The 24,252-nt window shown below is 55.6% G+C and carries 17 protein-coding genes; 7 read left to right on the top strand and 10 right to left on the bottom strand.

Annotation, left to right across the window (positions count from 1 at the left end):
- Positions 1 to 7 precede the first annotated feature (7 nt).
- Together cas3 and EV680_RS00370 are read right to left on the bottom strand one after the other, a co-directional pair.
- Positions 8 to 2,485: a CRISPR-associated helicase Cas3' gene (gene cas3 / locus EV680_RS00375; RefSeq protein ID WP_243650310.1), complete on the bottom strand. Its 2,478-nt coding sequence runs from the start codon at positions 2,483 to 2,485 to the stop codon at positions 8 to 10.
- A gap of 250 nt (positions 2,486 to 2,735) precedes the next feature.
- Positions 2,736 to 4,982, bottom strand: a complete 2,247-nt coding sequence (locus EV680_RS00370; protein ID WP_132952043.1) for a DNA internalization-related competence protein ComEC/Rec2 — start codon at positions 4,980 to 4,982, stop codon at positions 2,736 to 2,738.
- Positions 4,983 to 5,481: 499 nt separating this feature from the next.
- Between EV680_RS00370 and rlmB the strand changes: the two genes are divergently transcribed.
- The 3 genes from rlmB (at position 5,482) to EV680_RS00355 (ending at position 7,855) form a co-directional block, all read left to right on the top strand.
- Positions 5,482 to 6,234 carry a 23S rRNA (guanosine(2251)-2'-O)-methyltransferase RlmB gene (gene rlmB, locus EV680_RS00365; protein WP_132952041.1) on the top strand — a complete coding sequence of 251 codons (753 nt, stop codon included), beginning with the start codon at positions 5,482 to 5,484 and terminating at the stop codon, positions 6,232 to 6,234.
- Positions 6,235 to 6,447: 213 nt separating this feature from the next.
- Positions 6,448 to 6,864, top strand: a complete 417-nt coding sequence (locus tag EV680_RS00360) for an NfeD family protein (RefSeq protein WP_132952039.1) — start codon at positions 6,448 to 6,450, stop codon at positions 6,862 to 6,864.
- Between the two features lie 28 nt (positions 6,865 to 6,892).
- Positions 6,893 to 7,855 (top strand): SPFH domain-containing protein, encoded by a 963-nt coding sequence (locus EV680_RS00355; RefSeq protein ID WP_132952037.1) that lies wholly within the window; start codon positions 6,893 to 6,895, stop codon positions 7,853 to 7,855.
- Positions 7,856 to 8,404: 549 nt separating this feature from the next.
- Here EV680_RS00355 and EV680_RS00350 read toward each other — a convergent pair.
- From EV680_RS00350 to bfr (EV680_RS00330), 5 genes are all read right to left on the bottom strand, one after another.
- Complete coding sequence (locus EV680_RS00350; protein ID WP_132952036.1) at positions 8,405 to 8,923, bottom strand: hypothetical protein; 519 nt, start codon at positions 8,921 to 8,923, stop codon at positions 8,405 to 8,407.
- Complete coding sequence (locus EV680_RS00345; protein ID WP_132952034.1) at positions 8,920 to 9,291, bottom strand: hypothetical protein; 372 nt, start codon at positions 9,289 to 9,291, stop codon at positions 8,920 to 8,922. The genes EV680_RS00350 and EV680_RS00345 overlap by 4 nt, the downstream gene beginning before the upstream one ends.
- A gap of 22 nt (positions 9,292 to 9,313) precedes the next feature.
- Positions 9,314 to 11,233 carry an ATP-binding cassette domain-containing protein gene (locus tag EV680_RS00340; protein ID WP_132952032.1) on the bottom strand — a complete coding sequence of 640 codons (1,920 nt, stop codon included), beginning with the start codon at positions 11,231 to 11,233 and terminating at the stop codon, positions 9,314 to 9,316.
- Positions 11,234 to 11,453: 220 nt separating this feature from the next.
- Complete coding sequence (gene bfr, locus EV680_RS00335; protein WP_132952030.1) at positions 11,454 to 11,927, bottom strand: bacterioferritin; 474 nt, start codon at positions 11,925 to 11,927, stop codon at positions 11,454 to 11,456.
- Positions 11,928 to 11,978: 51 nt separating this feature from the next.
- Positions 11,979 to 12,443 (bottom strand): bacterioferritin, encoded by a 465-nt coding sequence (bfr, locus tag EV680_RS00330; protein ID WP_132952028.1) that lies wholly within the window; start codon positions 12,441 to 12,443, stop codon positions 11,979 to 11,981.
- A 382-nt stretch (positions 12,444 to 12,825) separates the two neighbouring features.
- Between bfr (EV680_RS00330) and typA the strand changes: the two genes are divergently transcribed.
- From typA to trxB, 3 genes are all read left to right on the top strand, one after another.
- Positions 12,826 to 14,637 (top strand): translational GTPase TypA, encoded by a 1,812-nt coding sequence (gene typA / locus EV680_RS00325; RefSeq protein ID WP_132952025.1) that lies wholly within the window; start codon positions 12,826 to 12,828, stop codon positions 14,635 to 14,637.
- A 124-nt stretch (positions 14,638 to 14,761) separates the two neighbouring features.
- Positions 14,762 to 15,334 carry a hypothetical protein gene (locus tag EV680_RS00320; RefSeq protein ID WP_132952023.1) on the top strand — a complete coding sequence of 191 codons (573 nt, stop codon included), beginning with the start codon at positions 14,762 to 14,764 and terminating at the stop codon, positions 15,332 to 15,334.
- Positions 15,335 to 15,434: 100 nt separating this feature from the next.
- Positions 15,435 to 16,382, top strand: a complete 948-nt coding sequence (trxB, locus tag EV680_RS00315) for a thioredoxin-disulfide reductase (RefSeq protein WP_132952021.1) — start codon at positions 15,435 to 15,437, stop codon at positions 16,380 to 16,382.
- 87 nt (positions 16,383 to 16,469) lie between these two features.
- Here trxB and clpB read toward each other — a convergent pair whose 3' ends face one another.
- Entirely contained in the window at positions 16,470 to 19,046 is a 2,577-nt protein-coding gene (gene clpB / locus EV680_RS00310; protein WP_132952019.1) for an ATP-dependent chaperone ClpB, read from the bottom strand.
- 352 nt (positions 19,047 to 19,398) lie between these two features.
- Between clpB and rep the strand changes: the two genes are divergently transcribed.
- On the top strand, positions 19,399 to 21,399 hold the full coding sequence (rep, locus tag EV680_RS00305; RefSeq protein WP_132952017.1) for a DNA helicase Rep: 2,001 nt from the start codon (positions 19,399 to 19,401) through the stop codon (positions 21,397 to 21,399).
- Between the two features lie 329 nt (positions 21,400 to 21,728).
- Here rep and brnQ read toward each other — a convergent pair whose 3' ends face one another.
- Positions 21,729 to 23,072, bottom strand: coding sequence for a branched-chain amino acid transport system II carrier protein (gene brnQ, locus EV680_RS00300; protein WP_243650309.1), 1,344 nt, complete (start codon positions 23,070 to 23,072; stop codon positions 21,729 to 21,731).
- 301 nt (positions 23,073 to 23,373) lie between these two features.
- Entirely contained in the window at positions 23,374 to 24,168 is a 795-nt protein-coding gene (gene pgeF, locus EV680_RS00295) for a peptidoglycan editing factor PgeF (protein WP_132952015.1), read from the bottom strand.
- Positions 24,169 to 24,252: the final 84 nt, after the last annotated feature.

Here is a 24,252-nt window from a genome sequence, read left to right as displayed (position 1 = left end):
TTTCTCCTTATAAATCATAGAAATCCATTGGCGCGACCTCATCCGCCGCCAAGCCGTATTCTTCGCTGTAATGGCGTTCGTTTAAATAATAAACGCCTGTATCAGCAATTTCATGTATGGCATTTGATTCAATTAATTTTTTCCACACATTGGGGAACACATTCACGCTAAACCGCTGGGCTTGATTCAGGTAGCCATAAAAAGCCTTGGGCTCATATTCGCCGCACAGCTTGGCAATCAGCGCCTTGCCTTCACCATAGGGCACAATCACGGCGCGGGTGGGCGCATTAATCACTTGAAACGCGCGGCCGGCACTTTTAAACGAGTGCATCAGCAAGGGATATTGCTTGGTTTGGCGGCGTTGGTCGTTTTTTGCCGCGTAGTTGTTGGAGCCGTTGTCACTCAGCCAATCCAAAAGGCTGCCTGAAGCGCTGTTTTTAACGGCATAGGCCATTTCATCGCTGCGCTGGTAAAAATAATATTCAAAATATTGCCGCATGGCCTTTGGCTGCAAAATATCCTGCCCGGCAAACTCGCGCAACACGCGCTCCGCCTGTTGTTGGCCTGCATCAATATCGGGCAGCACTTTTGCCAAGCTCGGCTCTTGCAGGTTCAACACCCACACCCGCCCTTTGCCCGCGTTTTCTCCGTGGCGGTTGCAGCGCCCGGCGGCTTGGGCAATGCTGTCGAGCCCGCCCAAAGCGCGAATCACGCAAGCCATGGAAATATCCACGCCCGCTTCGATTAGTTGGGTGCTGATGCACACTACCGGCAATTTTTGCTCCAAGCGCTGCTTCATTCGCGCAAACAAGGCTTTGCGGTGCGCGGCGCATTGATTGGTGCTCAGGTGAAACAAGGCTTCAGACGGCACATTCTGCTGTTGGCAATATTGATAAAGGGCTTTCGCCCACTTTTTGGTGTTGACGATAAACAGGCAGCTCAAGGCCGTCTGAAACTGCGTCAGCAAAAAAGCGCCTGCTTCATCCACCGACCAGCCGCCGGCTTTTTCGTTAAACTTAATTTCCACGCGCGATAAGTCGGCAAAAAGCTTATCCAAAGCCTGATTTTTGCCCATAATCTCGGCATTGGACGCAAGCTGAAGCAAGCCGCGGGCTTTAACGAGCGCTCTTTTGTCTTCAGGGAATTCGTCCACGCCACACGCGCTGAGCAAAGGCTGGGTGGCGGTGCACAACACCGCGCTGCTGCCGCCAAACTGCACCAGCCAATTGAGGGCATTGCAAAACAGGTGCACGCATTTCACCGGCAGCGTTTGGATTTCATCAAAAATCAGCACGCTGTTGGCCATCGGGTGGATATGCCGCGCGCCGCGGGTGCCGCCGCCAAACCAGGCATCGAGAAACTGCACCATGGTGGTGAACACAATCGGTTTGTTCCAGTTTTCCGACAAGAGTTTGTTTTGCCAGGTTTGCTTTTCCGGATCCAGATTGGAATGGTGCTCCAGCACCCACTCGTCGCCCAGAATATCGCGCACGGCTTCGGCGTTTTGGTCGATAATCGAAGTATAGGGAATGATATAGATAATGCGTTCCAGCCCGTGTGTTTGGGCATGGTGCAAAGCATGGCGCAGGCTGGCCAGCGTTTTGCCGCCGCCGGTGGGCACGGTTAAGGTGTAAATGCCTTGCGCATCGGCGGCTCTTTGCAAGCAATCATCGGCGATTTGGCGGCGGATTTCGTCAATCGGATAGCGCCGCTCAAATTGCGCCAACTTCGCTTCCAGCTTGTTGATGGCCGCTTGCCAATCGGGTTTTTCTTGCAAGCGGCGGATTTCTTTTTGATTTTCCCGCTCGAAATCGGCGCTGTTGATGCGGTCGGCATCAATCAGGCAGCTGAAAAGAAAGCGGGTGAAGCAGCCCAGATAAAATTCTTTGATTTGATGGCAGGCCTGCGCTTCAGGCAGCATCAACACCGCTTTAAGCGGCGCGAGCATCTGCACCAGCAAAGCCTTGTCTGCCAAACCTTCGGCCTGCCGCAACACCGATTCATCGGCATTTTGCAGGCATTCGCTCAAATGGGTGAGGCTGTCGTCTTTATTAAAGCGCTTTTGCCACACCACATTGCCTTCGTCATCGAGGCAATCAATCAAGCCTGCGCCGTGGTGCGAGGCAATGCACAAGCCCAGCATCTGCCCGCATAACACACCGCTTTCTTTCTGCCCCATCGCCGCCAAACGGCGGTAAACCCATTGCGCACCGGCAGTAGAATGATCCACCTTACTGCCGCCGGGCGTGCTTTCTTCATCATCCAAATCCGGATTAATCAAGCCCGTGGCATCGTAAATATATTTTTGGAATTTCAAAGAATATTTGCCGAAATCGTGCATCAGGCCGAGCAATTCACCGGCCAAATCCAAGCCCAGCTTAGCGGCCAGCATTTTGGCGATGGCGGCGGTTTCGGTGAGGTGGGTGGCAAGCGATTGTTTCACATCGCTGCCATGGCGGACGTGGGCGATATATTCTGTTTTCAATGTGTTTCCCCTATTTTTAAAAATAATTAAATTATGCAGCTTGGGTTTTATTGATTTTTTTAAAAATATAACATAATTTATTATGTTATATACACTCATCATTCAATCTGCAATAAAGATGCCGCCTGAACATTTCAGACGGCATCTTTATTACATTTTCGGCTTATTTCATGTCGAATTATTGCTTTAAAAAGGCTTTATGAATCAAGCCTGCCGGCCGCCACATTAACGGATGAATGGTAACCAAACCTTAATCCGCAAACGGTTTTTTCTGCCAATAAGGCTGCCATGTTTTCAGACGGCCTGCCGTTACTTCTTCTCCGTCCAGCTCAAAAAGCAATGCCCCCTGCCTGTCGGTGCGCAAGAGCGTGCCGCCGTGGGCGCGCACTCGCGCTTGCACGGCCGGTGCGGGGTGGTTATACGCATTGGCATAGCCGCTCGAAGCCACGGCATAGCGCGGCGAAACTGCATTTAGAAACGTGCCGGCCGATGAAGAATTGCTGCCGTGATGGCCGAGCAGCAGCACCTGGCTATAAAGTTTTTCGCCATAGCGTGCCACCAGCGCCCGCTCGCCCGCCTGCCCCAAATCGCCGGTGAGCAATAAAGCCGAGCTGCCCGCCAACACACGCAACACGCAGCTTTGGTCGTTGTCGCTTTGGCCGGCAAAATCTTCAGACGGCCTCAAAAACTCAAAATGCACGCTGTTCCATTGCCAGCTTTGCTCTGCGCAATGCTGCGCCTGCGGATAAAACTCAGGCTGCCCCGCCCACAACACCGCCGGCTTTTTCGCCTGCGCCACCGCAGCAAAGCCGCCATCGTGGTCGGCATCTTGATGTGAGAGCACCAACGCATCCAGATGCCGCACGCCCACCGCATTCAGGCTCGGCAGCACCGCCATATTGGCCGCACCCTCGGTGCCCGTGTCAAACAACAGCGCATAATCGGCCGTTTGCAGCCACACCGACAAACCCTGCCCCGCATCCCACACCACCGCTTTCAGACGGCCTTCCGCCACCGGCGGCGGGCGGTAACACACAAAGCCTGCCAACACCAGCAGCGCAAACGGCCGCAAACCCAAGCCGCGCGGCAGCAGCAAAAGCCCCACCGCGGCCACCGAGAGCCCCACCAGCGGCCACGGTGCCGCCGCCACCGCATATTCCGGCGCATGCCCCGCCAGCCAAATCAGCGCGCGCAGAGTGTATTCGCCGGCCGCCGCCGCCAGCCATTGCAAAGGCGGCCACGGCAGCAGCGAAGCGATGAGCGCCAAAGGCACCAACACCCACGAAAACCAAGGAATCGCCAGCGCATTCACCAGCGGGCTGATCAGCGGCAGCGAAGCAAACAACACCCCCAGCGCCACCACCGACAGCAACGACACCGCCCATTGCCCTTCCAGCGCCAATCGCCAGCCGCGCCTGCCCTCATCAAGCCGCCCGAACGACACCCACAGCAAAGCCGCCACCAAACCAAACGAGAGCCAAAAACCCACGCTCAGCGCCGCCGCCGGTGCCATCAGCAGCACCAGCGCCAAAGCCTGCCACCAACCGCGCCACACCGAAGCGCCGCTGCCGCGCCACCATGCCCAAGCCAAGGCCAGCAGCATCAACACGCTGCGTTGTGTCGGCACCGAAAAGCCCGCCAAGCCCGCATAAAGCAAGCCCGCCGCCACAGCAGCCGCCAGCACCCACACGCGCGGCCGGCCGGGCAGATAAGGCGAAAAACGCAGCAGCTTTTTCATCAGCCAGCCCGCCATCAGTGCCACCATGCCCACATGCAGCCCCGAAATGCTCACCAAATGGTTCACCCCCAAAGGCCGAAACGCCTGCCAAGCCTGCGGCGGCAACGCGCCCTGCTCGCCTATGCTCAGCGCCCGCATCAAGCCGAGGCCGTCTGAAAGCGCATGGCCGCGCGTGTCCACCGCCTGCCAGCGGCGGCTGATGTGTTCGCGCCAGCCCAAAAGCGGCGAAACAAGCCCCGCGCTTTCAGACGGCATTTCCAGCCGCTCCTTGCCCAGCGTGCCCATGCCGCCGATGCCACCGGCCAGCGCCCACGCTTCGCGATTGAAACCGGCCGGATTCACCTCGCCCACCGGCGGCCTGATGCGCGCCGCCACACGCCAGCGGCTGCCCGAGGGCCACTCGCGCAACTGATAATCCGAAAGCTGCAAACGATAGCGCCGCCCAGCCTCATCCACCGCATCCGCCGCAAAGCGCACCCGCCGCTCATCGCGCTGTGGCAAATCCGCCACCGTAATCACCAAAGCCACCCCGCCCGCCGCCTGCAACGGCCATTGCGCCGCCAAATCCCGCTCGGTGCGCCACACGCCGTAAGCCATGCCCGCCAACAAAGCACACAGCAACATAAAAGGCTTGCAGCGCCAAGCCACCGCCAGCAAAAGCAGCCACAGCGCCGCCACCGCCGGCCACGCAGGCACGGCAGGCAGCGCAAACGATAAAATCACGCCCAGCGCCCAAAATGGCAACAGATAAGCCCGCAAACGATAATCTCCGCAGCAATGATAATGACGTAAAAATCATATCACCAAAGTTATCAATATGCCTGCATTCAGGCCGTCTGAAAAGCAAAACGCTTTTTTTAAGCCTTAAATAAACCCTTATTGCATCGTATGCCAAGCAACGTGTAGGTACGATTAGCTTTGTCAAAACAAAGCGTAATCGTACGCATGGCACACAAATGCCGTCTGAAACTTTTTTCAGACGGCATTGCTTTATTTTCCACATTCAAAACCAAACAGCTTATTTTTTAGAACGGGTTTCAGACGGCCTAGGGTCTGTTCACATTTTATCCGTGCGTAAGATTTTGAGCGCAAAAGCGCGCTTGCAAGGCAAAAAGCACAGCAAGGTTGAACACCTTGCGCGCATTTTCAACGCAGCAAGCGCGTTTTTGAGCCACAATATTGCCGCGTGATGAAATGTGAACAGACCCTAAAGCCAAACCCTGTATAATGCCGTCTGAAACCATTTTTAAAGCACACCATGGCCAACCAACGATTGATTTACGGCTTTCACGCCGTTAATGCCCGCCTGTGGCAAAACCCGAAAAGCATCACCGAGCTGTATATCCAAGAAGGCAGAAACGATGCCCGCACCCGCGATGTGCTCGAAAAAGCCGCCGCCGAAAACGTGCGCGTACATTTTGCCGATGCCGCGAGGCTCGATGCCATCAGCAAAGGCGCGCGCCATCAGGGCGTGGCCGGCTTTATCGATGCCTCGAAAAACCATGTGCACCTCGAAGACGTGCTCGAAAACCTGAGCGAGCCACCCTTGCTTTTGGTGCTCGACGGCATCACCGACCCGCACAATCTGGGCGCCTGCCTGCGCACCGCCGACGCCATGGGCGTGCACGCGGTGATTGCGCCGAAAGACAAAAGCGCCGGGCTCAACGCCACCGTGAGCAAAGTGGCCTGCGGCGCCGCCGAAACCGTGCCCTACATCACCGTCACCAACCTCGCCCGCACCTTGCGCGAGCTGAAAGAATACGGCATTTGGATCGTGGGCACCGACATGGGCGGCGAGGCCGACCTGTTTCACTGCGCGCTGCCCGAGAGCGTGGCTTGGGTGATGGGCAACGAGGGCGAAGGCATGCGCCGCCTCACGCGCGAGCATTGCGATTTATTGGTGTCGATACCGATGTTCGGCACGGTAGAGAGCATGAATGTTTCCGTGTCCGCCGGCATGGTGTTGAGCGAAACCCGCCGCCAGCGCACCTTAAAAACCGAGCAAGCATAAAACATCAGGCCGTCTGAAAAAGTTTTAGACGGCCTGAACAACATCTTTCTCAAAAACACAAATATCCCCGCCGTTTGCCGGAAATCGGCTCATATTCTGTTATGATTCTTGCAACATGGGCAAAAGGCCTCATATTCAACACACGCCCGCCATCGCAACCAAGCATTGCCCAGGCCGTCTGAAATCCCATCCCGCCAAAAAGGAGCGCTTCTCATGCTGAGCTGGTTTATCGCCGCCGCCCTGATTCTGATTTTCGAATTATTTGTCGGCACCATTTATCTCTTGGTGGTCAGCGCCGCGCTTTTCGGGGCCGGCTTGGCCGAATTATTGTTCGGGCAAACCACCATCAGCGTGCTCACCGCCGCCGTGCTCGCCGCCGTGGGCATTTGGTGGGCAAAAGGCTGGATACGCCGCCACCGCCGCGCGCCCGAAATCGAAGCCGCCCGCAGCGATTTGGATGTCGGCCAAACCGTGCAAATCGTGCGCCATCTGCACGGCAACCAATATGAAGTGTTTTACCGCGGCGCACAATGGCAGGCCGAAGCCGTCGGCTCAAGCGGCGCCAACGATGCGCAAACCGCCGTCATCACCGGCAAAAACGGCAACATCTTGCTGATTCAAATCAATTAATTCACCCATCACACACAAGGAGAACCCTATGGAGCTGCTGCTGAGCTTTCCCCTCTTAATCTTGCTCGCCGTGATTATTTTCGGTTTCAAATCATTCACCGTGGTGCCGCAGCAAGAAGCCTATGTGGTCGAGCGCCTCGGCCGCTTCCACAAAGTGCTCAACCCCGGCCTGAATATCCTGATTCCGTTTATCGACCGCATCGCCTACAAACACACCTTGAAAGAAATCCCGCTCGATGTGCCCAGCCAAGTGTGTATCACCCGCGACAACACCCAGCTCACCGTCGACGGCATCATTTATTTCCAAGTAACCGACCCCAAGCTCGCTTCATACGGCTCCAGCAACTACATCATGGCCATCACCCAGCTGGCGCAAACCACGCTGCGCTCGGTCATCGGCCGCATGGAATTGGACAAAACCTTTGAAGAGCGCGACGACATCAACGCCACCGTAGTGGCCTCGCTCGACCAAGCCGCCATTTCTTGGGGCGTGAAAGTGTTGCGCTACGAAATCAAAGATTTGGTGCCGCCGCAAGAAATTTTGCGCTCCATGCAGGCACAAATCACCGCCGAGCGTGAAAAACGTGCCCGCATCGCCGAATCCGAAGGCCGCAAAATCGAGCAAATCAACCTCGCCAGCGGCCGCCGCGAAGCCGACATCCAGCAATCCGAAGGCGAAATGCAGGCCGCCATCAACGAATCCAACGGCCAACGCATCGCCCAAGTCAACCGCGCCCAAGGTGAAGCCGAAGCCCTACGCCTGGTGGCTGAAGCCAATGCCGACGCCATCCGCGCCGTGGCCGCTGCCCTGCAAAACCCCGGCGGCAACGAAGCGGTGAACCTGAAAGTGGCCGAGCAATATGTGGAAGCCTTCGGCAAGCTCGCCAAAGAAAACAACACCTTGATTATGCCCGCCAACGTGGCCGACATCGGCGCCTTGGTGTCTGCCGGCCTAAAAATTGTGGAAGGCAACAAAATGCCGGCCAAATAAACAGCCGCAGTATAAAAAGGCCGTCTGAAAACTTTTTCAGACGGCCTTTTATGCGCTTGATTGATTTATTGATTTTAAGTGTTTGGTGTTTTATACCCATTCAAAAAAGTAAGCTAAGAAAGCAGAAGCCTGCGGCAATACAGATATAGTGGAATGCATAAAAAAGTGACACAACGGGTAGGTTGGGTTGAAAACCCAACAAGCCCACAGGCCGTCTGAAACTTTGGGTTTATCAACCCAGCCTGCTTCGTTATAGAGCGTAGTTTTGTATAACTTTTTTTGCATTCCACTATAGCAAGTGAATTGAATCATGGTTGCAACCCGCAGGTCGGATACTTGTATCCGACATTTTCCACAGCCTTGATGCTTGTTCTGCGAACAAGTGTCGGATTCGAGAATCCGGCCTACGCACCGCTGAAAGATTGCAGTGATTCAAAGATTTCCACTCGCTCGAATAATCAAGCGGCAATTGTTCAAGGCCGTCTGAAAAAACCTTTCAGACGGCCTTGAATGCTTACTCGACAAACAAATCAGCGCCGAACTTTTCTGCTACATGCGCGCCAATTCGCGCTGCAAAGCCTGAATATTCTGCTGGCGGTCGAGCACGCTGCCTTGCAGGCGGTGAACCAATTGCTGGTTAACCGAGCCGCCTTGGGCGGTGCGGGCGGACGTGAGTGCTTGTTGGTCGCTGGAAAGCGCTTGGCGCTCGTTGGCCAGCTCTTGCTGCAAAATGGCACGCCGGCCGTTGCTGCCGGCTGCTTTCGGCGCAGCGGGCACCACCGGCGCGGCGGCGGTTTGCACATTGCGCGGCGCGGCGGCTTTGGCGGTACGGCTCTTGGCCGGTGCCGGTGGCTGTGCGGCAGGCTCGCTGCGCGCTTGCGGGGCATCGTAGCGCAGGCTGCTGTAGCGGCCTATCGGCGGCAAATCGGCGCTGTGGCAATTGCCGCTGGGCTTGGTGGTGTAGGTCACACGGCCGTTGGCGGTGCAGGTGTAAATTTTGCCGGCATGGGCAAGCTGCATGGGCAGCAGGCCGATGGCCAATGTGCTCAGGGTAAGTAATGTTTTCATGGTGCAGGTTTTGTGCTGGGTAATGCGGCGGGAAAGCCTTTATGGCCGCGCCCTTTTTCAGAGGTTTTCTTAGGTGTGCTTGCGGCTTTGTGCTTGGCAGCCTGCCGCACCGGCTGGGATTGATTTTTTTTGGCCGGGCTTTTGCGGGTTTGCTTTTTGGAAGCGGCGGCTTTGCGGGGCGCGGCTTTGGTTTGACTGGCGGTGTAGGCGCTGATTTTCGGCAACGCGGCCTGCTCGCGGCAATCGGGCTGCGGCTCTGAGGTGTAAACTCGGCTGCTGCCGCTATCGCAGTGATACACGGGCGCCGCATCGGCTGCGGCAATGCCACCACTCAACACAGCAAATAAAATGGCTGATTTAAGCCACATAACGCCCCCTTATTCTCAAACATCAAACAAAGCTGCCGGCCTCGATTTCGCGATGGATTTGCTCCAATTCTTCTTGCCAAGCCAGCCAATTTTCTTCCAACTGGGATAATTTTACTTTGACTTCGGCCAATTGCGCGAGTGTTTGCTGCAAACGGGCTTTATTTTCATCAAGATACGCATCTTCTTGTGCCAAAAATGCTTCACACTCGGCCTGCTCGCCCCCCAAACGTGCCATCTCTTTTTCGGCTTTGTCGATTTGCTGCTGCACAGGTTTGACGCGGCGGGCTTTTTCCTGGCGGATTTGCGCTTCCTGGCGTTTGGCCTCTTTGCGGCTTTGGCCGGGCGTGGATGCGGCGGGCGCAGCGGCGGCGTTTTCCTGCGCTAGGCGCCAGAGGCGGTAGTCGTTCAAATCGCCGTCGAATTCGTTCAGACGGCCTTGGTGAATCAGCAAAAACTGATCGGTGGTGGCCTCCAGCAGGCTGCGGTCGTGCGACACCACAATCAATGCGCCTTGAAAACTTTGCAGGGCGAGCGTGAGCGCGTGGCGCATGTCTAAATCGAGGTGGTTGGTGGGCTCGTCGAGCAGCAATAAATTGGGCTTTTGCCACACAATCATCGCCAGCGCGAGCCGCGCTTTTTCACCGCCGGAAAAAGGTTCGATGGCCTGCAAAGCCATGTCGCCGACAAAGTGGAAGCCGCCGAGAAAATTGCGGATTTCCTGCTCCCGCACTTCAGGCGACAGCTGTTGGATGTGCCACACGGGGCTTTGGTCTGCACGCAAAGTGTCGAGCTGGTGCTGGGCGAAATAGCCGATATTGAGTTTGTCGGCGCGGATAATCTGCCCGCTCAAGGGCTTGAGGCCGTCTGAAAGCGCTTTAATCAAGGTAGATTTGCCGCTGCCGTTTACGCCGAGCAAGCCGTAGCGCGCGCCGCTTTCGAGCGAAAGATTGATGTCGTGCACCACGGCTTTGCCCTCATAGCCCAAGTTGATTTGGTCGAGCTTGAGCAAGGGGTTGGGCAGATGGGCGGGGGTGTCGAATTCGAATGAAAATTCGCTGTCCAAATGCGCCGGTGCGATGCGCTCCAGCCGCGCCAGCGCTTTCATGCGGCTTTGCGCCTGCACGGCTTTGGTGGCTTTGGCTTTGAAGCGGTCGATAAACGATTGCAGGTGCTTGATTTGGGTTTGCTGCTTTTGGTAAGCCGATTGCTGCTGCGCCAGGCGCTGGGCGCGCTCGGTTTGGTAGAAATCATAATTGCCGCCGTATTGGCTGAGCTTTTGCTGTGCCAATTCCACGGTTTGGGTGGTGGTGGCGTTGAGAAAATCGCGGTCGTGCGAGATGATGATTTGGGTGCACGGCAGATTGGCCAAATGGTTTTCCAGCCACAGCACGGTTTCTAAATCGAGGTGGTTGGTGGGCTCATCAAGCAGCAGCAAATCGGCGCGGCACATCAAGGCCTGCGCCAGATTCAAGCGCATGCGCCAGCCGCCGGAAAAGGCTTTTACCGGCTGCATGTGCTCTTCTTGCGCAAAGCCCAGCCCGTTGAGCAGCTTGGCTGCCCGCGCGGGTGCCGTGTAGGCATCGATTTCTTCCAACCGGGCATGGTACTCGGCGATTTTCATGCCCTCGTTGGCGGCTTCGGCTTCGGCCAAGGCCGTCTGAAAGGTTTGCAATTGCCTATCGCCCTGCAACACATAATCGAGCGCGGAAACATCCAGCGCCGGCGTTTCCTGCGCCACAGAGGCCAGGCGCCAATGTTTGGGCAGTTGCACTTCGCCGCCATCGGCGCTGATTTCGCCTTTTATCAGGGCAAACAGGCTGGATTTGCCGGTGCCGTTTTTGCCGATCAAGCCCACGCGCTGATTGGGGTTGATGGTGAGGTTGGCTTTGTCGAGCAACACTTTCAGGCCGCGTTGCAGGGTGAGGTTTTTGATTTCTATCATGAATGTGGCGGTGTGCAAAAAAGCAGGCAAAGGGGTTATTTTACCTGATTTGCCGATAATGTTTGCCAAACGGCGGCATATATTTTCAGACGGCCTCAGTTTTTTAATTTGCCGTATTTTTTTGTTTGCGCCGCCCAACTCAGATAAAAAACGGCACACCTGAAAAAGGTGCGCCGCTTGTTTAACGCTTGAGAACCGCTATTTTGGCAGTGGTTTGGTTTTAGTCCTCTTGCGCCCCGCTTTGCAGGTAATTGGGCAGGCCGATGCTGCTAATCAATTCCTGCTGGGTTTCCAGCCAGTCGATGTGCTCTTCGTTGGTGTCTTTCTGCTTTTCCAACAAAGCGCGGCTGACATAATCCTGCTTCTCTTCACACAGCGCGATGGCTGCCGTGAGCGCTTCGTGTTTTTCGCGCTCTTTGGTTAAATCACAAGCGATGATTTCGGCAGGCGCTTCGCCAATCAGAAGCTTGCCCAATTCTTGCAGGTTGGGCAGGCCTTCGAGCAGCAGCACGCGCTCGATAATTTCATCGGCCGCTTTCATTTCGGTGATGGATTGTTTGTAAAAATGCTCGCCCAGCTCTTCAAAACCCCAGTTTTTCAGAATGCGTGCGTGCAGGAAATACTGGTTGATGGTTACCAGCAGCAAGCCGAGATTTTTATTCAGCTCGCGAATTACCATACGGTCGCCTTGCATGATTTTTCCTCTCTTATTAATTTAATGTGGTGTGTTTAGGGTGCGTCAAACTTAGAGCTGGCTTTGCAGATAGTTTTGCAGGCCGATCAAATCAATCAGGCGCAGCTGCTGCTCCAGCCAATGGGCGTGGTCTTCTTCGGTGTCTTTCAATTGGCCGACCAACAAATCGCGGGTAACGTAATCTTGCTTTTCCTCGCACAAGGCGATGCCTTTTTTGAGGTGGTCGCGCACTTCATACTCGGTGTTTAAATCGGCTTTGAGCATTTCCACCACGTCTTTGCCCACGGTGATTTTGGCCGGCACCATATTGGGTGTGCCCTCCAGCATCAAAATGCGGCGGATAAAGGCTTCGGCGTGCTGGGTTTCATCTTCCATTTCGTGGCCGATGCGCTCGAAAAGTTTGTTGTAGCCCCATTCGGCATACATGCGCGAGTGAATGAAATATTGGTCGCGCGCGGCCAATTCGCCTGCGAGCAATTCGTTCATATAAGCGATAACTTCTTGATTGCCTTTCATAATCTTTCCTTTCGATGTGGTGGCGCCGCTTGGGCGTTGACAAGGCCGTCTGAAAGCGCCTTTTGGTGATGTGCGTCAATCTTTGTGATGATTTGAATTCTAGCAAACTTTCTACTTTTTTCAAATTTTCTATTTAAAATACAAATAATTATCAAATATAACAACATCAAAAAAAGGCCGTCTGAAAAGCTAGCGGCCTGTTTACGCTGATATTTTGTTGCTTATGATATTGAGAACCTATCACATAAAGTTTATTAATTTACGTTTTTTAACCAACATCGCCCAAAACACGCCCCAAGCCGTGCCACAGAGCTGCCATAAAACCGTGTTATAATCCGCAGTTACTTTTTATTATCACATCAAACAAGGCATATAAACCGCCATGAAACAAATCCGCAACATCGCCATTATCGCCCACGTCGATCACGGCAAAACCACCCTGGTCGACCAATTATTGCGTCAATCAGGCACCTTCCGCAGCAACCAGCACGTTGACGAGCGCGTGATGGACAGCGGCGACATCGAAAAAGAGCGCGGCATCACCATTTTGGCCAAAAACACCGCCATCGAATACGAAGGCTACCACATCAATATCGTCGACACCCCCGGACACGCCGATTTCGGCGGCGAAGTGGAGCGCGTGTTGGGCATGGTCGATTGCGTGGTGCTGCTGGTGGATGCGCAAGAAGGCCCGATGCCGCAAACCCGTTTTGTGACCAAAAAAGCCTTGGCGCTGGGCTTGCGCCCGATTGTGGTGATCAACAAAATCGACAAGCCGAGCGCGCGCCCGAGCTGGGTGGTCGACCAAACATTTGAATTGTTTGACAAATTGGGCGCCAGCGACGAGCAGCTCGATTTTCCCATTGTTTACGCTTCCGGCCTCTCCGGCTTTGCCAAACTGGAAGAAGAAGACGACAGCACCGATATGCGCCCGCTGTTTGAAACCATCCTCAAACACACCCCGCCGCCCTCAGGCAGCGCCGATGCGCCGTTGCAGCTACAAATCTCGCAACTCGATTACGACAGCTACACCGGCCGCCTAGGCATCGGCCGCATCCTCAACGGCCGCATCAAGCCCGGCCAAGTGGTGGCGGTGATGAACCACGAAAAACAAGTGGCACAAGGCCGCATCAACCAACTGCTCGGTTTCAAAGGCCTCGAGCGTGTGGCACAAGATGAAGCCGAAGCCGGCGAAATCGTGATTATTTCCGGCATCGACGACATCGGCATCGGCGTGACCATTTGCGAAAAAGACAACCCCGTGGGCGTGCCCATGCTCAGCGTCGATGAGCCCACCCTCACCATGGACTTTATGGTGAACACCAGCCCCTTGGCCGGCACCGAAGGCAAATTCGTCACCAGCCGCCAAATCCGCGACCGCCTGCAAAAAGAGCTGCTCACCAACGTGGCCTTGCGAGTGGAAGACACCGAAGATGCCGACATCTTCCGCGTGTCCGGCCGCGGCGAATTGCACCTCACCATTTTGCTGGAAAACATGCGCCGCGAAGGCTTTGAATTGGCCGTGGCCAAGCCGCGCGTGGTGTATCGCGACATCAACGGCGAAAAATGCGAGCCTTATGAAAACCTCACCGTCGATGTGCCCGACGACAACCAGGGCGCGGTGATGGAAGAACTGGGCCGCCGCCGCGGCGAGCTCACCAATATGGAAAGCGACGGCCACGGCCGCACCCGCCTCGAATACCACATGCCCGCCCGCGGCCTGATCGGCTTTCAAGGCGAATTCATGACCATGACGCGCGGCACCGGCCTGATGAGCCATGTGTTTGACGACTACGCCCCGGTAAAACCCGATATGCCCGGCCGCCACAACGGCGTGTTGGTATCGCAAGAGCAAGGTGAAGCCGTGGCTTATGCATTGTGGAACTTGGAAGACCGCGGCCGCATGTTTGTATCGCCCGGCGACAAAATCTACGAAGGCATGATTATCGGCATCCACAGCCGCGACAACGACTTGGTGGTGAATCCGCTCAAAGGCAAAAAGCTCACCAACGTGCGCGCCAGCGGCACCGACGAAGCCGTGCGCCTCACCACGCCGGTGAAGCTCACCCTTGAGAGCGCCGTGGAATTTATCGACGATGATGAATTGGTGGAAATCACCCCGCAATCCATCCGCCTGCGCAAACGCTGGCTGCAAGAGCACGAGCGCCGCAAACATTTTAAAAAGCTCGATTGATTAGTCAATTGAAAGCAAGGCCGTCTGAAAAAGTTTCAGACGGCCTTGCTTTTAACAAATCCCTTGATAAGCCCCCAAACCACCCCATATTAACGCCTATTCCTTCAATCGACACGGAAAACACATGAAACGCATAATCGCCCTGGCCGCCCTTTCCGCCTTCGCGCTGGCCGCCTGCAAAGACGACACCCAAGCCCAGCTGCAAGCGCAGCAAAAGCAAATCGAAGCGCTGCAACAACAGCTTACCCAGCAAAACCAAGCCGGCCAGGCCGCGCAAGACGACACCGTGTATCAGCTCAACGCCGATGCCGTGGCTTCCACCATTCCGGCCGAATTCCAAAACGGTAACAACGGCGAGCCGGTAACCGGCACCGACGGCCAGCAATATGTTTACGACCAATCCAGCGGCAGCTGGCTGCTGCAAAGCCTCATTGGCGCGGCCGCCGGCGCCATGCTCGGCAATATGCTGGCCAACAAATTCAGCAAAGCGCCCGCCAATTCGCCGGCCGCCCAGCAAGTGCGCAACAATTACCACCAATCGGCGCAATTCCGCGGCCAGAGCAGCCAGCAGCTCAACACCCGCACCGTGCCCGCGCAAAATGCCAACCGCGCCGCCAACCCCAACTACCGCCAAGCGCAGCAAGCCCAGCCCAACCACCGCAAGCCGCAGCGCCGCAGCTTCGGCCGCCGCCGCTAACCGGCACCATCAAACGGCACTATTGCCCTTTCAGACGGCCTGTTTCATAGTAAAATAGGCCGTCTGAATCTTTTCTGCCCATTCCATTCAAGGAAGCATCATGAGCCAACACCACAAACTGATTATTCTCGGCTCCGGCCCCGCCGGCTACACCGCCGCCGTTTACGCCGCCCGCGCCAACCTGCACCCCGTGATCATCACCGGCATCGCCCAAGGCGGCCAGCTGATGACCACCACCGATGTAGACAACTGGCCCGCCGACCCGCAAGGCGTGCAAGGGCCCGAGCTGATGGCGCGCTTTCAGGCGCACGCCGAGCGCTTCGGCACCGAAATGATTTTCGACCAAATCCACAGCGTGGATTTACAGCACCGCCCTTTCACACTCAAAGGCGATGCGGGCGAATACACCTGCGACGCGCTGATTATCGCCACCGGCGCATCAGCCAAATACCTCGGCCTACCCGGCGAGCAGATTTTCGCCGGCAAAGGCGTGTCGGCCTGCGCCACCTGCGACGGCTTTTTCTATAAAAAACAAGACATCGCCGTGGTCGGCGGCGGCAACACCGCCGTAGAAGAAGCGCTTTATTTAGCCAATATCGCCAACACCGTCACCCTCATCCACCGCCGTGACACCTTCCGTGCCGAAAAAATCATGGTCGACAAACTGATGCAGCGCGTGGCCGAAGGCAAAATCATCCTCAAGCTCAACGCCACCCTGGAAGACATTCTCGGCAACGACATGGGCGTAACCGGCGCGCGCCTGCTCTATAAAGACGGCAGCCGCGAAGATTTGGCCGTGAGCGGCGTGTTTATCGCCATCGGCCACCAGCCCAACACCGAAATCTTCAAAGGCCAGCTCGATATGGATGCCACCGGCTACCTGAAAACCCGCGGCGGCAGCGCCGACAACGTGGGTGCCACCAATATCGAAGGCGTATGGGCCGCCGGCGATGTGAAAGACCACACCTACCGCCAAGCCGTCACCAGCGCCGCCTCCGGCTGCCAAGCTGCGCTTGATGCTGAGCGCTGGCTAGACAGCCAGCATTAAGCGCAATCTTGCGGTAATAAAAAGGCCGTCTGAAAGTTTTTCAGACGGCCTTTTGCATCACATTGATTCCATCACATCAAAACCGCTTTAGTTTTTAAACACCAGCCTGCCGTGATCGGCTTCAACTTTAATGCTGCTGTCGGCCGGATAGCGACCTTCCAAAAGCGCTTTGGCCAGCGGGTTTTCGATTTCCGACTGAATTGCGCGTTTGAGCGGGCGGGCGCCATACACGGGGTCGAAGCCGGCTTCGGCGATGATGTCCAGCGCGGCATCGTCCACATGCAGATGCAGGTTTTGGGCGGCCAGGCGTTTTTCGAGACTGCGCAGCTGGATTTTGGCGATGCTGCGGATATTGGCCTGATCCAAGCCGTGGAACACCACCACTTCGTCGATACGGTTGATCAGCTCGGGGCGGAAATGCGCTTTCACGTCTTCCATCACCACTTCTTTGAGCGCTTCGTAATCGTGGGTGCCCATTTGCTGGATGTGCTGGCTGCCGATATTGGAAGTCATCACAATCACGGTGTTTTTAAAGTCTACCGTGCGCCCTTGGCCGTCGGTGAGGCGGCCGTCGTCGAGCACTTGCAGCAAAATGTTAAACACATCGGGGTGGGCTTTTTCCACTTCGTCGAGCAAAATCACGCTGTAAGGCTTGCGGCGCACCTGCTCGGTGAGGTAGCCGCCCTCTTCATAGCCCACATAGCCCGGCGGCGCGCCGATCAGGCGGGCAACGCTGTGTTTTTCCATGTATTCCGACATATCGATGCGGATTAAATGGTCTTCACTGTCAAACAAAAAGCTCGCCAGCGTTTTGCACAATTCGGTTTTGCCCACGCCGGTGGGGCCTAAAAATAAGAAGCTGCCGTAAGGTTTATTGGGGTCGGCCAGGCCGGAGCGCGAGCGGCGGATGGCGTCGGACACGGCGCGCACGGCTTCATCCTGCCCCACCACGCGCGCATGCAGCACATCTTCCATTTTCAAGAGCTTTTCACGCTCGCCTTCCATCATTTTGGCCACCGGAATGCCGGTGATGCGCGACACGATTTCGGCCACTTCGTCGGCACCCACTTTGGTGCGGAAAAGCTTGTTGGCCTGCTTGGCTTCGGGGTTGCTCTCTGCCGATTGCAGCTGCGCGCCCAGCTTGGGCAGTTCGCCGTATTCCAACTCGGATGCACGGCCGAAATCGCCTTGGCGCTTGGCCTGCTCGATTTTCACTTTAATATCGTCGATTTGTTTTTTGATGTCGGCGGTGCTGGAAGAAGACGCTTTTTCGGCTTTCCAGATTTCATCCAAATCGGCGTATTCTTTTTGCAGGCCGCTGATTTCTTCGTCGATCAGCACCAAGCGTTTTTTGCTCGCCTCGTCGCTTTCTTTTTCAACGTGCATTTTTTCCATGCGCAATTGGATGATGCGCCGGTCGAGCTTATCCATCTGCTCGGGTTTGCTGTCGAGTTCCATTTTGATGCGGCTGGCCGCTTCGTCAATCAAATCAATCGCTTTATCGGGTAAAAAGCGGTCGGTGATGTAGCGGTCGCTCAATTCGGCGGCAGCCACAATCGCCGGGTCGGTGATGTCGATGCCGTGGTGGATTTCATAGCGCTCTTGCAGACCGCGTAAAATGGCAATGGTGTCTTCCACGCTCGGCTCGCTCACCAGCACTTTTTGGAAACGGCGCTCCAGCGCGGCATCTTTTTCAATATATTGGCGGTATTCATCGAGCGTGGTGGCGCCGATGCAGTGCAATTCGCCGCGCGCCAAGGCAGGTTTCAGCATATTGCCGGCATCCATCGCGCCATCGGTTTTGCCCGCACCCACCAAGGTGTGGATTTCATCAATAAAAATCAGGGTTTGGCCGTCGTCTTTGGCCAAATCGTTGAGCACGGCTTTGAGCCGCTCTTCAAATTCGCCGCGATATTTGGCACCGGCAATCAGCGCGGCCAAATCGAGCACCAGCAGGCGCTTGTTGCGCAGGCTGTCGGGCACTTCGCCATCCACGATGCGCTGAGCCAGGCCTTCCACAATCGCGGTTTTGCCCACGCCGGGCTCGCCGATGAGCACGGGATTATTCTTGGTGCGCCGTTGCAGCACCTGAATGGCGCGGCGGATTTCATCGTCGCGGCCGATCACGGGGTCGAGCTTGCCTTCGCGGGCGCGCTCGGTTAAATCAAGCGTGTATTTGCTCAAGGCTTCACGTTGGTCTTCGGCATTGGGGTTGTCCACGGTTTCTCCTCCACGCACTTCATCAATGGCTTCGTTTAATTTGCTCTCGGTAATGCCGGCGTTTTTCAGAATTTTGCCGGTGGTGCCGTTTTCCTGCACCAGCGCCAGCAAAAACAATTCGCTGGCAATATAGGCATCGCCGCGCTTCGCGGCGGCTTTGTCCATCAGGTTTAAGGTGTTTTGCAGCTCGCGGCTGGGCAGAATTTCACCGCCCTGCCCCGACACTTTGGGCAGCGCATCAAGCTGTTGCTGCAAAGCGCGCTTGATTTGCGCCACATTGCCGCCGGCCTTCACCAAGAGGGCAGACATGCCGCTGTCGGCATCATCCAGCAGCGCTTTCAACACAAAACCGGCTTCCAAATAGCCGCAATCCTGCGCCAAAGCCAAACTCTGCCCGGTTTGTAGGGCTTGCTGGAATTTGGCGGTTAATTTATCAAATCTCATCAATACACTCCTTATATCGCTATAGATCAATGGTCGAATAAAAGCCATATGGGTATGGCCGGCGTAAACTCAACAGCTTATGGATATGTATTTCACACATTATTTTAATTTTTATTATAACCATATGAAATATATAAAAATAAAATCTAAATTTTCTATGGATAAGATATTTTCATTTATATTTAAATTAAGTGCAACATAAACGCGTTCTTCGGGCCGCCACAGCTTTATCATACAACAAGCCAACCTCAAGGAAAACAGCAACCGCCATCAGGCCGCAGCATCGGCAGCGCGATAAATTGCGCTATAATCAACCACTCTTTTCAGACGGCCTCTTTCCACGGCACACACCATGAAGCTCAACCCCCAGCAGCAACAAGCCATTCATTATCTCGGCGGCCCCTTATTCGTGCTGGCCGGTGCCGGCAGCGGCAAAACCCGTGTGATCACCGAAAAAATCGCCTATATGATCACCCAAAAAGGCTGGCCGCCGCACAATATCGCCGCCATCACTTTTACCAACAAAGCCGCCAAAGAAATGCAGGAGCGCATCGGCGGCATGTTGAGCAAAAAAGCCATGCGCGGGCTCACCGTGTGCACTTTTCACTCTTTAGGCATGCGCATGCTGCGCGAAGAAGCGCCGCACATCGGCTATAAAAAGAATTTCTCCATTCTCGATGCCACCGACAGCAGCAAAATCATCAACGAATTATTGGGCAGTAGCGGCCGCGAAGCCGTATTTAAAGCGCAGCACCAAATCTCACTGTGGAAAAACGATCTGCAAACGCCCGAGCAGGCGCTGCAAGCGGCGGCCAACGAATGGGAGCGCCAAATCGCCGTGATTTACGCCGGCTACCAAGCCACATTAGAAAGCTATCAAGCCGTTGATTTCGATGACTTAATCCGCCTACCCACCTTATTGTTGCAGCGCAACAGCGAAGTGCGCCACAAATGGCAGCTGCGGCTGCGCTATCTTTTGGTGGACGAATGCCAAGACACCAACACCTGTCAATACGCGCTGATGCGCCTTCTCACCGGCGCTGAGGGCATGTTTACCGCCGTGGGCGACGACGACCAAAGCATCTACGCCTGGCGTGGCGCCAATATGGAAAACCTGCGCCTGCTGCAAACCGACTATCCGCAGCTCAAAATCATCAAGCTCGAGCAAAACTACCGCTCTAGCGCGCGCATTCTCAAAGTGGCCAACCAAGTGATTGCCAATAATCCCAAGCTTTTTCCCAAAACATTATGGTCGCAATACGGCCTGGGCGAGCCTGTGAAAGTGGTGGCCTGCCAGCACGAGCAGCACGAAGCCGAAGTGGTCACCGGCTACATCAGCCGCCAAAAGCTCATCGGCGGCGACAAAGTGAATTATGCCGATTTTGCCATTCTCTATCGCGGCAACCATCAGGCGCGCGTGTTTGAAGAAGCGCTGCGCGCCGCCCGCATTCCCTATCAGCTCTCCGGCGGCCAAAGCTTTTTCGACAAAGCCGAAATCAAAGATGTGCTCGCCTACATCCGCCTATTGGCCAACCCCGACGACGACCCCGCCTTTCTGCGCGCCGCCACCACGCCTAAGCGCGGCATCGGCGACACCACCTTGGGCAAGCTCAACGAATATGCACGCCAACACAGTTGCAGCCTGTTTCAGACGGCCTCGAGCATGGAAGCCTTGGCTGAGCTCAACAGCAAAAGCCGCGAGCATCTGCAACAATTTATGCAGCTGATGCACGATTACCAAAGCCGCGCCGAACAAGAGCCTGCGGGTGCCTTGGTGCAAAGCCTGCTCGCCGACATCGGCTACGAAGCCCATCTGCTGGGCAGCGAAGAAGGCAAAGCCGGCGAAATCAAATGGCGAAACGTGCAGGATTTGGCCGGCTGGCTCACACGCAAAGGTGAAGAAGACGGCAAAAACATCATCGAAATCGCCCAAACCATCGCCCTGATGACCCTACTCGAAGGCCGCGACGATGAAGAAGTGGATGCCGTGAAAATGTCTACCCTGCATGCTTCCAAAGGGCTGGAATATCCGTTTGTGTTTCTGGTCGGCTGCGAAGAAGGCCTGTTTCCCCACGGCGACAGCGTTGAAGAGGGCAACCTCGAAGAAGAGCGCCGGCTGATGTATGTGGGCATCACCCGCGCCAAACGCCAGCTCACGCTCACTTATTGCGTCAAACGCAAAAGGCAGGGGCAATGGCAGTTTCCCGAGCCCAGCCGCTTTATCGACGAAATGCCGCAGGAAGACCTGAAAATATTGGGGCGCAAAGGTGGTGAGCCGATTATAGACAAAGCCGAGGGCAAAAGCCGCCTCGCCGGCCTCACTGCCATGTTGGCGCAAAAAAGCAAAGAATGAAGCGCAGATGCCGTCTGAAAGCTTTCAAACGGCATTTCTGTTTCATTCGCCCAATCACACTTTACTTTGCAAAGCTAATCGTATCTACGTCCGCTTTCGACCGAGGTGCGCACACCGCACTTTTTGCGGCGTAAGCGGGTAGGTTGGGTTGAAAACCCAACAAGCCGACAGGCCGTCTGAAACCTTGGGTTTATCAACCCAATCTACGCTATTGCAGAATACAGTTTAGTGTCACTTTTTCTTGCATGCCACTATATGCATAAAACAAACCCGTATAAAACATAAAGGCCGTCTGAAAACCTTTCAGACGGCCTGTTTGATAAAACCAATCAATTTTTCTTTTTACTCGCCACATTCAAAATGCAGCCCAACACAAAGCCCGCCGCCGCAGGCATCAGCCAGCCCAGGCCGATATCATAGAGCGGCAAAGCATTGTTGATGGCCGCCGCCGCTTCATCACTGAAGCCGAAAGCGGTTTTATAGGCATCGAGCAAGCCCACCACCAAAGTGGCGAAAATGGTGCACACATACACCAAGCGGCTGCCGCCGAACAATTTATCGAGGAAGGCCAGCAGAATAATCACCACCGTAAGCGGATAAAGCAGCATCAGCATCGGAATCGAAAAGCTGATAATCCCGGCCAAACCTTTATTCGCCAGCAGGCAGGAAACCAACGTAAACACAATCGCAAAATGCCGGTAAGACACGCGCGGCCAAATGCGGTTGAAATATTCCGCACACGAGGTAATCAAGCCCACCGATGTGCTCAAACACGCCAAAAACACAATGGCCGCCAGCAAAATATTGCCGCTCATGCCGAAATAATGCTGCGCCACCTGCGAGAGCACCGCCGCGCCATTGCCCAACATGCCAAACAAGCCCACGCTGCTCGCGCCCATATAGGCAATCAGCGCATACACCAGCGCCAAACAGGCCGCCGCCAACACACCGGCGCGGATGGTGAGCGAAGTGAGCGCTTTTTTATCGCTCACACCGCGCGCGCGGATAGAGTCGATCACAATAATGGCAAACACCAGCGAAGCGAGCGCATCCATGGTGTTGTAGCCTTCCAAAAAGCCTTTCACCAGCGGCCGGGTCACAAATTCGCCCTGCGCCGCCTGAAAATCTCCCATCGGCCACAACACCGAAGCGCCCACCAACACCGCAATACACAGCAGCAAAAACGGCGTCAGCACCTTGCCGATGCGGTCGATCAGCTTGCCCGGCGACATCGCCAGCCAATAAGACACCGCAAAAAAAGCAATGCTGAACACAGCCAGCGCCCAAGTGCGCTGCGATTCGGAAGGCTCGCCCAAAAACGGCACCACGCCGATTTCAAACGACACCGTGGCCGTGCGCGGAATGGCAAACAAAGGGCCTATCGACAAATAAAGCAACACCGCAAACAACAGCCCGTAAAGTGGCGTCACACGCGAAGCGAGCTCTTGCACATCGCGCGAGCCCGAATAGCCGATGGCGGCCACGCCCAAAAGCGGCAAACCCGCGCCGGTGAGCATAAAGCCCAACATCGCCGACACAATATGCTCACCTGCCTGCTGCCCCATGGCCGCAGGAAAAATCAAATTGCCCGCACCGAAAAACAGCGCAAACAGCATCAGGCCGGTCGCCCAAAACAAAGATTTATCACCGGCCGCGGGAGTAGAGGTTGCCATACACACACCTTCTTATTTTATCAATCGGTTCAACACGTTGGCGCACCAAACATCCGGCGCCGGCAGGCTTTCAGACGGCCTCGGCATCCGATGGCGCGAGCACGTCAAAAACGCTGCAAAAGGGTGGAATATAACAGATTTTTTACAGAAAATGGCATTTCCTGTGTTGCGCCGTATCCGCTATTTTTACTGCCCCGCCCAATCATTCAAATTTAACACGATGATTTTAAAAATAAATAAAGGCCGTCTGAAACTTTCAGACGGCCTATTCTGCTGATCAACACAACCCGTGCCGCAAACCTCAACCTTCCGGCTTTTCCAGCCAAATCAGGCTCACCATGCGGCCGGTTTGGCCGTCGCGGCGGTAAGAGAAAAACGTGTCGCGCTCGAGCACCGTGCAATGCGTGCCGCCGTAAATCTGCGTCACGCCCTCGCGTTGCAGCCGCAGCCGCGCCAGCGCATAAATATCGGCCAAATACTTGCCGCCGCCAATCGGCTCGAATGCGGCTTCGGCTTGCGGCAGCGGCAGGCAGAATGTGTCGAACACATCCTGCCCCACTTCAAACGCATCCGGGCCGATGGCAGGGCCCAGATAAGCCATGATTTCCGCCGCCGGCACGCCCATAGCGGCCACGGTGTTTTCCAACACACCCGCCGCCAACCCGCGCCAGCCGGCATGCGCCGCGCCCACCACGGTGCCGGCGCGGTCGCAAAAAAGCACCGGCAGGCAATCGGCCGTCATCACCGCGCAGGCGGCCGCACCGCTGCGGTCGACGGCGGCATCGGCATCCGGCGCGGTGTGCACACTTTGCGCGGCTTCCACCACATCGGGGCTGTGAATCTGATTGAGATAAGCCACCGGCCGCCCTGCTTCGGCCGCCACGAGCGCCCGATTATGTGCCACATCGGCAGGCGCATCGCCCACATGCGCGCCCACATTCAAGCCGGCAAAAGGCGCTCTGCTCACACCGCCTTTGCGGGTGGTGAGCAGCGTTTTCACCTGCGCCGGTGCCGGCCAATCGGCGCGCAAAAACGGTGTGTCGTATTGCGGCAGGCCGATGGCGGCGTTTAAATCCAGATTCAGTTTTTGGCTCATGTTGTGCTTTCGCGGTTTCAGACGGCCTTGTATCTATCGGCTTTTTATCAACAAAACGAAAGGCCGTCTTATACCAATTCAAAA

The sequence above is a fragment of the Uruburuella suis genome, assembly GCF_004341385.1.
Classification (GTDB): Bacteria; Pseudomonadota; Gammaproteobacteria; order Burkholderiales; family Neisseriaceae; genus Neisseria; species Neisseria suis.
Note: the sequence above shows the minus strand (reverse complement) of the source record. Positions and strands in the feature narration are given on the sequence as shown.